11 protein-coding genes and 1 tRNA gene are annotated in these 13279 nt (G+C 63.3%); 9 read left to right on the forward strand and 3 right to left on the reverse strand.

The genetic code is table 11. The features are described 5' to 3' along the window. Window positions 1–24 precede the first annotated feature (24 nt). The 8 genes from ribH (at window position 25) to HALLA_RS04115 (ending at window position 8081) form a co-directional block, all read left to right on the forward strand. Entirely contained in the window at window positions 25–474 is a 450-nt protein-coding gene (ribH, locus tag HALLA_RS04080) for a 6,7-dimethyl-8-ribityllumazine synthase (protein WP_049952197.1), read from the forward strand. Next, window positions 471–1619, forward strand: a complete 1149-nt coding sequence (locus HALLA_RS04085; protein WP_049952198.1) for a pyridoxal phosphate-dependent aminotransferase — start codon at window positions 471–473, stop codon at window positions 1617–1619. Before ribH ends, HALLA_RS04085 begins: the two co-directional genes overlap by 4 nt. Before the next feature lie 303 nt (window positions 1620–1922). Beyond that, window positions 1923–1995 (forward strand) — tRNA-Gln (locus tag HALLA_RS04090). 358 nt (window positions 1996–2353) lie between these two features. After that, the gene (locus HALLA_RS04095) at window positions 2354–3505 is read left to right on the forward strand and encodes an SPFH domain-containing protein (RefSeq protein WP_049952199.1); all 1152 of its coding nucleotides are present in this window, start codon (window positions 2354–2356) and stop codon (window positions 3503–3505) included. 86 nt (window positions 3506–3591) lie between these two features. Further along, window positions 3592–4011 carry a universal stress protein gene (locus HALLA_RS04100; protein WP_049952200.1) on the forward strand — a complete coding sequence of 140 codons (420 nt, stop codon included), beginning with the start codon at window positions 3592–3594 and terminating at the stop codon, window positions 4009–4011. An 87-nt stretch (window positions 4012–4098) separates the two neighbouring features. Next, a complete protein-coding gene (leuS, locus tag HALLA_RS04105; protein WP_049952201.1) occupies window positions 4099–6831 on the forward strand; it encodes a leucine--tRNA ligase in 2733 nt (910 codons plus the stop codon). A 200-nt stretch (window positions 6832–7031) separates the two neighbouring features. Then, a complete protein-coding gene (locus HALLA_RS04110) occupies window positions 7032–7304 on the forward strand; it encodes a HalOD1 output domain-containing protein (protein ID WP_049952202.1) in 273 nt (90 codons plus the stop codon). A 168-nt stretch (window positions 7305–7472) separates the two neighbouring features. Further along, the gene (locus HALLA_RS04115) at window positions 7473–8081 is read left to right on the forward strand and encodes a DUF420 domain-containing protein (RefSeq protein ID WP_049952203.1); all 609 of its coding nucleotides are present in this window, start codon (window positions 7473–7475) and stop codon (window positions 8079–8081) included. Window positions 8082–8140: 59 nt separating this feature from the next. On the opposite strand, the gene HALLA_RS04120 is transcribed toward HALLA_RS04115, so the two are convergent. Both HALLA_RS04120 and HALLA_RS04125 read right to left on the reverse strand, forming a co-directional pair. Next, window positions 8141–8914, reverse strand: coding sequence for an ABC transporter permease (locus HALLA_RS04120; protein WP_049952204.1), 774 nt, complete (start codon window positions 8912–8914; stop codon window positions 8141–8143). Next, window positions 8911–9951: an ABC transporter ATP-binding protein gene (locus HALLA_RS04125; RefSeq protein WP_049952205.1), complete on the reverse strand. Its 1041-nt coding sequence runs from the start codon at window positions 9949–9951 to the stop codon at window positions 8911–8913. The genes HALLA_RS04120 and HALLA_RS04125 overlap by 4 nt, the downstream gene beginning before the upstream one ends. Before the next feature lie 124 nt (window positions 9952–10075). On the opposite strand from HALLA_RS04125, the gene HALLA_RS04130 reads away from it, so the two are divergent. Further along, window positions 10076–10669 (forward strand): DNA-3-methyladenine glycosylase family protein, encoded by a 594-nt coding sequence (locus HALLA_RS04130; RefSeq protein ID WP_049952206.1) that lies wholly within the window; start codon window positions 10076–10078, stop codon window positions 10667–10669. A gap of 22 nt (window positions 10670–10691) precedes the next feature. Here HALLA_RS04130 and HALLA_RS04135 read toward each other — a convergent pair whose 3' ends face one another. Beyond that, window positions 10692–13229 (reverse strand): heavy metal translocating P-type ATPase, encoded by a 2538-nt coding sequence (locus tag HALLA_RS04135; protein ID WP_049952207.1) that lies wholly within the window; start codon window positions 13227–13229, stop codon window positions 10692–10694. Window positions 13230–13279 lie beyond the last annotated feature (50 nt).

The raw sequence follows: 13279 nt of genomic DNA on the forward strand, positions 1-13279 counted from the left end.
ACCCGTCCTCACTACCGCTGGCGTATGACCACGCTCGGCGTGGTGGTCGCGGAGTTCAACCGCCCGATCACCGAGCAGATGGAACGAGAGGCGCTGGAAGCCGCACGCGCAGCGGGTGCAACTGTCGACCGGACGATACAGGTTCCCGGCGTGTACGACGCGCCGCTGGCCGCCGATCGGCTCGCCCGTCGCGAGCCGATCGACGCGGTGGTCGTCGTGGGTGCGGTGATCACCGGCGATACCGACCACGATCAGGTTATCACCGACGCGACCGCCCAGCGACTCTCCGACGTCAGCCTCGAGCGTGATACGCCCGTTACACTCGGCGTAACGGGTCCCGGTATGTCCGCCGCCGAAGCACGCGAACGGGTCGAAAACGCCGCGAAAGCAGTCGACAGCGCGCTCGACCTCGTTGAGGAACTTCCCGATCCGGATCCGAACACCGGTTCAGATTCAGACTTCGATCACCAATGACCCTGGAATTCACCGACCGCGTAACCCGAGTCGAACCGTCAGCAACGCTCGCGATTTCCGCACTCGCGACCGAACTCGAGGCCGAGGGCAAAGACGTCGTCGACCTCTCGGTCGGCGAACCCGACTTCCCGACGCCCGAGAACGTCATCGAGGCCGGACAGGACGCGATGGACGCCGGCCACACCGGCTACACGACCTCCGCGGGGATCCTCGAGCTACGGGAATCGATCGCCGACAAACTGGCCGACGACGGCCTCGATTACGGCCCCGAGAACATCATCGTCACGCCCGGCGCGAAGCAGGCGCTGTACGAAATCGTCCAGGCCCTGATCGGCGACGGAGACGAGGTCGCTCTCCTCGACCCGGCATGGGTCTCATACGAGGCGATGGTCAAGATGGCCGGCGGCGACCTCGCACGCGTTGATCTCTCCGCACACGACTTCCAGCTCGAGCCAGCGCTCGACGATCTGGCTGCGGCCGTTTCGGACGACACCGAACTGCTGATCGTCAACTCGCCGTCGAACCCGACCGGTGCCGTCTACTCCGACGCGGCGCTCGAGGGCGTTCGCGATCTGGCCGTCGAACACGACATCACCGTCATCTCCGACGAAATCTACAAGGAGATCACCTACGGCGTCGAGCCGACGAGTCTGGGTACGCTCGAGGGGATGGCCGACCGGACGATCACCGTCAACGGCTTCTCGAAAGCCTACTCGATGACCGGCTGGCGGCTGGGTTACTTCGCCGGCCCCGAGGAACTGATCGATCAGGCCGGCAAGCTTCACAGCCACTCGGTCTCCTCGGCCGTAAACTTCGTCCAGCACGCCGGTCTCGAGGCGCTCGAGAACACCGACGAAACCGTCGTCGAGATGACCGAGGCGTTCGAGCAACGGCGAGACCTCGTCGTGGAACTGCTCGAGGACGAAGGCGTCGACGTGGCGGTTCCCGAGGGTGCGTTTTACATGATGCTCCCAGTCGATCAGGACGATCAGGCGTGGTGTGAGGGTGCCATCGAAGACGCCCACGTTGCGACGGTTCCCGGCAGCGCGTTCGGCACGCCCGGATACGCTCGAATTTCCTACGCTGCGAGCGAAGAGCGACTTCGCGAAGGAATCGGTCGACTGGTCGCAGAAGGTTATCTGTAGCCTGAAAACGCGTATAATGGTTGGTGGCGAGACGTAAAACGGAACGCGCTGGATCGAGACGATTATTCGTGCCAATATTGTGGCGTCACGCGTGACGAGATTGGACACGAACCGGATATCCACTACATTAAACCAGTTCGGCGTTCAACGATCCGCAGCTCGCACACACCCTTGATAACGTCGTTTGTCTTTGCCGAAGTTATGATCGGTATGTTGAGATCGAATCAATCGACGCCTTCTCCTCCGGCGACGAGCAAACATAACTCATAAGCCGTTCTGTTGCCAACCGATAGTTGCACGTCAAGTCCCGTGGTGTAGTGGCCAATCATCTGAGCCTTTGGAGCTCAGGACGGCAGTTCGAATCTGCCCGGGACTATGACCGTTATTTTATATTATTCGCTCTTCTCGAGCACCCGCTAACCCGACCACAAATCTACGAGTTTGGCGGGCACGGCATCCCTCGAGCGAACGACGATTCGAATTGTCTCAGGTCAGCCATCGCTGGGCCACGATACCCAGTGAACTGCACGATGGCGGAGACGGGACGTTCGTCGACAACCGGTGGACGGTAAGTGAGGTGGAATCGGTGTTCACGCCTCACTGCGGCGGTGTTCTGCATATCGGTTTACGCTTCGTAATCACTCGTCTCCGGTCAGTTTCTCCTCACAATGGCGACTCATTTGGGATGTGATATCAGGCCAAGGGTTATTCGTGCGCCGTCCCTAGACTAGGCTATGATCGCTCCCGAACTCGTTCAGTCCGTAGCCGTTCAGTTCGTCCCGCTCCAACTCGAGGGTGTTTCGGGGGCCGCCATCGCCGGCGGACTCGTCCTCGTGCTTGCGATTATCACCGTCTGGCAGATGGTCGAAATCGTCGACGCCTACGACAGGGGTGCGCTGACGGTCTTTGGCGAGTACCGCAAACTCCTCGACCCGGGCCTAAATATCGTCCCGCCGTTCGTCTCGCGGGTGTACACGTTCGATATGCGAACCCAGACGCTCGACGTGCCGACCCAGGAGGCGATCACCCGCGACAACTCGCCGGTGACCGCCGACGCCGTCGTCTACATTCGTGTGATGGACGCCAAACGGGCGTTTCTCGAGGTCGACGACTACAAACGGGCCGTTTCGAACCTGGCCCAGACCACCCTTCGGGCCGTTCTCGGCGACATGGAACTCGACGACACGCTCAGCAGGCGAGAGCGCATCAACGAGCGGATTCGGACCGAACTCGACGAACCGACCGACGAGTGGGGGATCCGCGTCGAGAGCGTCGAGGTTCGAGAGGTGACGCCGTCTCGAGATGTCAAGGGTGCGATGGAACAACAGACGTCCGCCGAGCGAAAACGCCGCGCCATGATCCTCGAGGCCCAAGGTGAACGCCGCAGCGCCGTCGAGAAAGCAGAAGGTGACAAGCAATCCGAAATCATCCGCGCACAGGGTGAAAAACAGAGCCAGATCCTCGAGGCACAGGGTGACTCGATCTCGACCGTCCTGCGCGCTCGCTCGGCCGAATCGATGGGCGAACGCGCCGTCATCGACAAAGGGATGGACACCCTGACCGAAATCGGCCAGAGCGACTCCACGACGTTCGTGCTGCCCCAGGAACTCACCTCGATGGTGGGCCGCTACGGCAAGCACCTCACCGGCAGCGACGTCGAATCCGACGGCACCGAACTCGACAGCCTCGAGTTCGACGAGGAAACCCGCGAACTGATCGGACTCGACGACATCGCCGAGATCATCGGCGAAATCGACGAGCAAGCCGAGATGGACGTCGAAGCGATGGAACAGCAGGCACAGGCCATCAAGGAAGGGAAGGGGTCGGTTAGCGGACCGAACGCCGAACCCGAAACGGCCGGTGCCGACGGCGATACCGACGATTAATCGCTCACGTGGGGGCCAATGCCGCCGTCGTGATCGACCCCACTGATGATTTTTCTTCGCTCGCGACGTAGTACCGGACGATTCGCATGATCTCACGCGTTCTCGTTCCGGTTGATGAATCCGAAATGGCGACCTACGCGCTCGAATACGCCCTCGAGGCCTATCCCGAGGCCGACATCACCGCGTTACACGTCGTCGGCGTTCCGTCGTCGATGTGGGGCGAAGCGTCCGGAATCGCTCTCTCGGATGACCTCGAGGAGGCAGCGAAAGAACACGCACGCACAGTCCTCGAGGGGGCGCGTGAAACCGCTGGGGCCTACGACGCGGAACTCGCGACCGACATCGAACTCGGCCATCCGGTTCGGGCGATCCTCGAGCGGGCCGACGGGTTCGATACGATCGTTATCGGCGCACACAGCGGGACCCTCTCGGAGCGATTGTTCGTCGGGAATGTCGCGGAAAAGATCGTTCGGCGCTCTCCCGTTCCGGTGACGGTGGTACGGTAAATCGGGTCGACGGCGGCGGCTCGGAGACGCGGTGGCGAACAATGATATAGCCGGCACGCCCACGTGGAGACAACGGACCCTTCGATAATGACCAGCCACTACGATCACGCGCAGGTACAGGAGTTTTGGCAGTATATCTGGGAGCGCGACGACGTCTACGAGCTTTCGGAGGCCGCCGTCGATCCGACCTACGTGCTCGGCATGTTTCCGTACACCTCCGGGACGCTTCACATGGGCCACGTCCGTAACTACGCGATTACGGACGCGTACGCGAGGTACCGACGGATGAACGGCGACGACGTGTTACACCCGATGGGGTGGGATGCGTTCGGGCTCCCGGCCGAAAACGCCGCGCACGAACGCGCAAGCGATCCGGAATCGTGGACGCAGGCGTGTATTCGACGCATGCGCGAGGAACTCGAGACCATGGGCTTTGGCTACGACTGGTCTCGAGAGATCACGACCTGCGAGCCCGAGTACTACCGGTGGAACCAGTGGCTGTTCAAACGGCTGTACGAGGAGGGACTCGTCGAGTACGAGGCGGCCTCGGTCAACTGGTGTCCCGACTGCGAGACGGTCCTCGCCGACGCGCAGGTCGAGGTGCGATCACGCGAAACAGACGCCGAAACTGCCGAAAACGGCGATCACGGGAGCTCGGACTCACAGACGCGCGTCTGCTGGCGGTGTGAAACGCCGGTCGGTCGCCGTGAACTCGATCAGTGGTTCTTCACGATCACCGACTACGCGGAGGAACTGTACGACGGACTCGAGGACCTCGAGGGTTGGCCCGACGGCGTCAGGCAGATCCAGCGAAACTGGATCGGGCGACAGGAGGGGTATCGAATTTCGTTCGACGTAGCGGTCCCCGACGGTGATTCAGAGGCCGACATCGAGTCCGTCGACGTCTTTAGCACGCGTCCGGAGACGGTTTACGGCGCGACGTATCTGGCGCTCTCGCCGGGCCACGAACTCGCTCGAGCGGTCGCCGAAACCGATGAACGCGTCGAGGCGTACATCGAGGATGCGCGCGAAAGAGAACCTGGATCTGTCGGCTACGACGGCGTCCGAACCGAGCTGACCGCAACCCATCCGCTCACTGGAGAGGAGTTGCCGGTTTACGTCGCCGGCTACGTGCTAAAAGACGTCGGAACGGGAGCCGTGATGGGCGTCCCAGCGCACAACGAACGCGATCACGAGTTTGCACAGGAACACGACGTTCCGGTCGAACGCGTGATCGTTCCCGATGGCGACGAAGGAGCCGGAACCGACGAGAGGGACTCCCAGGCAGAACTGTACACCGGATCGGGGGATCTCACCAACAGCGGCGAGTACGACGGCCTCGAGTCCGCGGTCGCCGGCGAACGAATCCCGTCGGAACACGATGCCTTCGAAGCGGACGTGACATACCGACTTCGCGACTGGCTGATCTCCCGCCAACGCTACTGGGGGACGCCGATTCCGGTCGTACACTGCGAGGACTGCGGCCACGTGCTGGTTCCCGACGACGAGTTACCGGTCGAACTGCCCGAGTTCGTCCGGACGACCGGGAACCCGCTCGAGGCACAGGAGTCGTTCGTCGAGACGACGTGTCCGGACTGCGGTGGTCCCGCCCGGCGCGAGACGGACACGATGGATACTTTCGTCGACTCCTCGTGGTACTTCCTGCGCTTTCTCTCGCCCGACCTCGACGACGCGCCGTTCGACGCCGAACTGGCCGACGAGTGGATGCCGATCGACGTCTACGTCGGCGGCGACGAACACGCAATACTGCACCTCCTGTACATCCGATTTTTCACCCGGGCGCTCGCCGATCTGGGCTTGCTCGAGATCCGGGAACCGGTCGAACGGCTCATCAGCCAGGGAACGGTGCTCTACGAGGGCGAGAAGATGTCCGCTTCCAAGGGCAACACCGTGGCACCACAGGAGTACGGCGCGGAAACGACGCGGCTGTTCGTCCTCGCAGCGGCCCACCCCGAGCAGGACTTCGAGTGGACGGCAAACGACGTTCGGGGTGTCTACGACCTCCAGCAGTCGCTGTACGGGATGGCAACGGCGTTCATCGACGAGACGAACACGCGGATCGAACGGGCCGCCCACGACGAGTACGTCGACCGGGAAATCGACCGAACGATCGCCGCGGTAACCGAGGAGTACGAGCGGTTTCGGTTCCACCGCGCGGTCACGGAGATCCAGGGTCTGGCCGGATTGCTCCGACGATATCGCGTCTACGAGACGCCACAGGAAACCGTCTACCGCCGGGGTCTGTTGACCCTCGCGGCGCTAATCGCACCGATGGCTCCCCACCTCGCCGAGGAACTATGGAACAAACTTCGCGGCGACGGGCTCGTCGTCGAAGCCGACTGGCCAGAACCCGAACGCGACGTCTCCGACGCCCATCTCGAGCGGCGACTCGTCGAGACGACTCTCGAGGACGTTCGAGACATCGTCGACGTGGCCGAAATCGAGGCTCCAGAACGGATCGAACTCGTCGTCGCCGAGGACTGGAAGTATCGAGCCGCTGAACTCGTCGCAGAGCGCGATACGACAGCGCACGAGGCGGACGTTGCCAACAGCGTTCTGGCCGACGAGGAACTCGAGGCCGATCCAGAAGCTGTCGCGGCGTTCGTAGCCGACCGGCAACGACAGCGAGGAGAGCTCGATCCGTTACCAGATTCGAACCGCGAACGTGAGATTCTCGAGCGCTCGCGGTGGTTACTCGAAGACGAGTTCGGCGCGGCGGTCACCGTTCGTCAAGCGAGTGCAATGAGTGCGCTCGCCGAGAAGGCGAAACCGGGAAAACCGGCCATACACATCGACTAGTTTATCATGATCGTTCGGGGACAGCGGTGCAGATCGTGTCGCTTTGAATAGGTTTCGTCGAACCGTTTGGATTCGACACCTGCAGCAGATGGCCATTTTTACGTTTTTTCGGTGTTCCATTCGTTGAACAGATCAATATACAAGAACAAGTATGGCAGAAGGACAGTTTTATTTCACCGGCTTGGGAACTATCTGACAGGATGGCGAACGGCGGAGATACGGTCGATACGTCGATTCGAACAGCAATGAGCCAGGCAGTCGTCAAAGCGGTTTCGAATGCGGAGGGGGTTCCACCTGCAGAGCTCTGCCCGCCGGAGTACGAGCCGTTACACGACGTGATCGATCCGGAAGCGCTCGACGCGCTCTTTGCTCCGCGAAGCAACGGCGGGCCGCGACCGGGTGGCACGGTGACGTTTACCTACTGTGGCTACGACGTGACGATTGAGAGCGACGGAACCGTTCACCTCAGCTGAGGCTGTCTTTCCTGAATCGCCATCTCCTGCCAGCGAACGAAAGACCGCTCACTGTTCCACGCTTTATGTCTCGAGCAGGACTCTTGCTTTGATAGAGCCGTTCAGGGAACGACCGACCCTGCTTCCGGAAAAGCAAGACAAATACCCGATCTATCCCAAGACCCAGCTATGGCTACCGCGGATGCACGGCGACGGCTCCGAGAACGTCCACTCGAGACGACGATTTTCCTCTCGATCGTCGGCTACGCACTGGTCATCGGCACCTTCGTCCTCGATCTGCCGATCTACCCCGATCTAACCCTCCAGCAGGTGAACACGCTGTCGCACCTGACTGCGATCATCAACGCGGTGACGACGGTGTTGCTCGTTCTGGGCTGGTACTGGATCAAAGCCGGCGAGATCGAAAAACATCGCGCCGCGATGGGAAGCGCCTTCGTTTCGATCATGCTGTTTCTGGTGGTCTATCTCGTTCGAGTCGGCGGCGGAAGCGGCGAAAAATCGTTCATCGGGCCGGATCTCGTCACGTACGCCTACCTGCTCATGCTCGCAATTCACATTATCCTCTCGATCGTCTCGGTCCCCGTCGTTCTCTACGCGCTGATTCTGGGGCTCACGCACACGCCCGCGGAACTGCGAGAGACCGCCCACGCTCGCGTCGGCCGGATCGCCGCGAGCGCCTGGATTCTCAGCCTGGTGTTGGGTGTCGTCACCTACCTGCTTCTCAACCACGTCTACGACTACGAACTCGCGGCGATGATCGCGCCGATCGCGTTCTAAACCAGCGGTTTCTGTTCTCGATTTCGGTCCCGTTAGCAACCGACCGGTACGCAGGACGATCAATCCGTGCGTGGAATCGAGTACGCACCGAACGCGAAGGCGACGACCGCGAGCACCGCGAGGATTCCCAGATTGGCGAGTGCGGGCTCGAGACCGAACACTGACGCCGTTCCTGCGTCGGGATACGTGGCTGCTCGAACGCCGCGGGAGAAGTACGTCAGCGGCGAGAGATTGACCAGCGGACCGAACCAGCCGGGAAGCTGCTCGAGCGGGATGAACGTTTCAGAGAGGAAAAGCAGCGGCAGTCCGAGGGCGTTGCTCGCCGCCACCGCGCCGTCCTGGGAATCGGTGTAGCTGCCGAGCATGGACCCGATCGCACAGAAGCAGACGACCCCGACGAGGATGTACGCGACGACAAGCGGCGAGAACGCGATGTCCGCTCCCGTCAGGACGACGACGAGCACGAGGATCAACAGACTCGCGAGCGCGATGATCGCGGCGTTGACGAGCGTCTGGCCGAGCAGCCACTCGCCGCGGGTCACCGGCGTCGTCGCGAGCTTTTCGAAGCGGTTTCCCTCGCGGTGGCGGGCGACTTCGCTGCCGAGCCTCGAGAACGGGGTAAAGAGGACGACGACGGCGAGATAGCCGGGGACGTAGTACGCCGCCGGCTCCGCGAACAGCCCGCCGCCGGTCGGATCTGTCTGGATCAGCGCGCCGAAGATGACGATCAGGATCACCGGGAAGAAAAAGGTGAAAAAGACCGCAGTGCGCCGTCTGACGAACGCTCGCCACCCGGCGCTGGTCTGTGCGCGAACGCGTCCGAGTCGACTCATCGGCTCCCCTCCGTTGGCTGGTCTCTGTCGGCCGTACCGATACCATCCGTGTCGTCACCGTCCGCGCTGCCACCACCCGGCGTCGCCTCCGCGAGCGATTTCGACCGACCCGTTCGAGCTACTTCCGCGTCGTCGGCGAGCGCGAGGTAGGCCCGCTCGAGATCGGGTTCGGCCCAGGTGAGGCTGGTGTACCCGATCTCCTCGGCCTCGAGCACGTCGACGATGGCCTCGATGGCCGTCGGCGAAACTCCTTCGAAGACGATCGAGCCGTCTCGCGCGTCGATTTCGGTCGCATCGATCTCAACCGGTCGATCCTCGAGTCCGCCAAAGAGATCGGTCGAGACCTTGGTAGCTGTTTCGACGGTGAGACGGCTCGAGCCGCCGTGGTTTTCGATCAGCGTCGCCGGTGGCCCGGAGGCGACGAGCGAGCCGTCGGCGAGCAGTCCGACTCTGTCGGCCAGCCGCTCGGCTTCGGCCATGTCGTGAGTGGTGAGCAGGACCGTCGTGCCCTCGGCTGCTAGCTCCTCGATCAGTCGCCAGACGGTTCGCCGGCCCGCGGGATCGATACCCGTGGTCGGCTCGTCGAGAAAGAGCACGTCGGGATCGTTGACTATCGCGCTACCGACGCAGACTCGTCGTTTCTGTCCGCCGGAGAGGTTCTCGTACCACGTTTCGCCCGCGTCCGCGAGGCCGACATCTGCGAGGACGCGTTCGGGGTCGCGCGCGTCGTCGTAGAGCCCGGCGTAGTACTCGAGCAGTTCCCGCGCGCTGAGGCGATCCGGCGGGGAGAACTCCTGTGGAAGGACCCCGAGTCGCCCCTTGTCGACGGCCGTCGGTGCGCGCTCCCACAGCCGGGCCGTTCCTGCATCGGGGACAGTCGTGCCGGTCAGCGAGCGAACGAGCGTCGTCTTTCCGGCCCCGTTCGGCCCGATGAGTCCGAATATTTCGCCGTCCTCGACGGACAGCGAGACGTCCTCGAGGGCGACGGTCTCGCCGTACGTCTTCCTGAGGCCTGCGGCCTCGACCACGGCAGTCATACGTGGCGGTATCCACCCGTTCCGGGTAAGGTGTTCGATTTGGCCGCCTCCCGGGCCGGCAGGTCCGCATCCCGGACACCGCGACATATTTGTGGGCTCGCGCCCTCCAATTTCGCCACCAACTATGATGGAACAGGCGGAACGGGTGTTGCGCCAGGACCCCGTGATGGCGGATCTCGTCGATCGGTACGACCCGTACGTCGAACCGGACTGGACCGCCTACGAGCGGCTCTGTATCTCCATTATCAACCAGCAGCTTTCGACCGCGAGCGCGGCCGCCGTCCGAGAGCGGGTGTTCGAGCACTTCGACGGCGAACTGACGCCGGCTCGAGTGCTCGCGGCCGACGAAACGCCGCTCCGCGAGGCGGGGCTCTCCCGGATGAAAGTCGAGTACCTCCAGAACGCCGCTCGAGCGTTTCAGGAGAACGACTACACGCGTGCCGGACTCGAGGACCACTCCACAGAGGAGGTCCGCGCTCGGCTCACCGAGATAAAAGGGGTGGGCGAGTGGACCGCGCGAATGTACCTCCTGTTCGTGCTCGAGCGGCCGGATATCCTTCCGCTCGGTGATCTCGCCGTTCGCCGGGGGATCGAACAACTGTACGGCGACGGCGAGGAGTTATCGCGAGACGAGATGCGCGAGATTGCAGAGCGATGGCGGCCGTATCGCTCGGTCGCGACGCGGTACATCTGGGCCGAGTACGAATCCGATGTGTGAGACGTCACCCGGTCCCTGGTGATCACTCCATCGGGGGAGACCGCGACGAGTTCGCCAGGATGAGCAGGCCGGTCACCGCGACGGCCGCGGTCGCAAAGAGCGGATTCAGCGCGCCGATCACCGCCAGCGGTATCACCGCCGCGTTGTAGACGAACGCCAACCCGAGGTTCTGTCTGACCCGACGCCGGGTGGCGTTCGACAGGGCGAACGCCTGCTCGACCGACGTGAGGTCGTCGTCGACGATCGCCAGATCGGACGCGTCGGATGCCAGCGCCGTCCCGCTTCCCATCGAGATGCCGAGGTCCGCCTGCGCCAGCGCCGGCGCGTCGTTCGTCCCGTCGCCGACCATCGCCACCCGGTCGGTTTCCTGTAGTCGACGGATGGTCGCGGTCTTTCCGGTCGGCGGAACGTCCGCGAACACCCCATCGACGCCCTCATGTCGATCGAAGAAGTCGGTCGCGCCCTCGTCGTCGCCGGTCAGCACGACAACGTCGACGCCGTCGTTGCGTAGTTTCGTGACCGTCTCGTCCCACTCAGCCCGCGGTTCGTCGCCGACGACGAGGACGCCCGCCGCACGTCCGTCGACTCCGACGGCGACGGGAAGCCGCCCGAAGCCGCGGGCGTCCGCGACTCGAGACTCAATCGCTTCGTCGAGTTTCCAACCCTGCTCCCGGAAGAGATCCGGATGGCCGACGAGTATCCGTTTCCCGTCGACGACACCTTCGACGCCGCCGTCGTGGGTCTGGAAGTCCTGAACGCGCCGATCGTCGCGCTGGCCGTCGGATCGCTCGAGCGGGTCCGCCGATTCGTTTGATTCGACTGCAAACGCCGAGGCGATAGCGTCCGCCGCTGGATGCGACGCGCGTCGTTCGACGAATCCGGCGGCCGCAAGCACGTCCTCGGGCGCGTCCGCCTCGAGGACCGTCATGTTCCCGGTCGTCAGCGTTCCCGTTTTGTCGAAGACGACGATGTCGACGGCGCGAAGCCGCTCGAAGACGGTCTCGTCGAAGACGACGATCCCGCGTTCCATCGCGTCGGTGATGCTCGAGGCGACCGAGAGCGGCGTCGCGAGGCCGATCGCCCACGGGCTCGCGACGATGACAGTCAGAAGCGCGCCCATCGCTGCGTCAGCCGTTCCGGCACCCAGAATCACCAGTGCAACACCGACGATGACGGCCGACCCAATGACGAGCGGAACGCACGTATCGGCGAGTTCGTCGGCCCGGCGCTGGAGGCCGTGGGCGGCGCTCTGGACGTTCCAGACCGCCCGCGTGAGTCGGTCGATGCTGCTCGTGGTTTCCTCGCCAACTCGCACGATTGCGGCGTCGTTCGTGACGACTGACCCGCCGAGAACGCCCTCGCCGGGCGCTTTCGATACCGGCAGGGATTCGCCGGTGACGACCGATTCGTCCACCGTACACGCGCTCTCGATCAGGACGCCGTCGACGGGGATTCGCTCTCCTTCGCGAACCAGCACCCGGTCGCCGGCCTCGAGCGCGTCGACGGGGACCTCGCTGGGCCCGTCGGCCTCGAGACGCCGGGCGTGGTCAACCTGCGAAATCGTCAGTTCGGTGAGGCGGTTCATCGCGCGACGCTTGACCGTCGATTCGTAGTAGACCGCGGCCATCACCGCGGCCGCGACGACGATGGTCAGATCGTAGTAGACGTCATTGCTGCCGAGTAGGACTGCCAGCGTGCCGTAGATATAGGCGCTTACCACCGTCAGCGCCACGAGCAGGTGCGTGTTCGGCCGGCGCAGTTTCAGGCTGATATACGCGCCGCGCAGGACGGGCATCCCGGTCAAGTAGAGGACGACGCCGGTGAGGACGGTAAACAATCGCACGAAGAGCATGCCGTCGAACGTATCGAAGGCCCCCTCGTAGAGAGACAACACCCACCAGTCGGTGAACGACGAGAGGTAGACAGGATACAGGATTGCGATAAACGGAACCAACAGGAACGTTCCGAAGACGATGCCCACGATGTAACGAACCTCGAGCATGTCCTCGCTTCTGCGCTTTCTGAGGCCGCTCATCTCGCGCGAGCGGCGGGTGGTTCCGGTTTCGGCTTCTCCGAGTTCGGATTCGGCGGCCGCGTCCGAACGGAGGTATGCCGTGTATCCGACGCCGCTGATCGCATCCCGAAGCGTCGATTCCGAAACCGTCTCCGGGTCGTGATCGACCCGCACCGTTTCGGTCACGTAACTCGCCGTCGCGTCGCGGACGCCCGCCTGCGACGAGGCGACCGACTCGAGAAACGCTTCGCACGAGGCCGAGTGCATCCCGTCGACGCGGAAGAACGCCCGAACGAGCCCGTTTTCGGCCCGTTCGCTGGAACCCGCTGCCGAATTAGCCGCCTCGATGGGCTCAGAGCGGTCGCTCGATTTGGGCCGCTCACTGGGCGCGCCGAGTTCGTCGTAGACACCGCGACACCCCGGCGAACAGAATCCGTCGCCGGGGTGCGAATCGGCGGCCGATCCGCCGATCGGTCCGGCGGCGGGTCTCGTCAGTGTCGTTCCGCAAAAGCGACAGCGCTCGCGTTCCGCTCGAGGGTCGCTCACACGGTGTTCGTTGGGCTAGCGAACTACAAATACTGACGGTGTTCGACGCA

Source organism: Halostagnicola larsenii XH-48, assembly GCF_000517625.1.
Taxonomy (GTDB): Archaea; Halobacteriota; Halobacteria; order Halobacteriales; family Natrialbaceae; genus Halostagnicola; species Halostagnicola larsenii.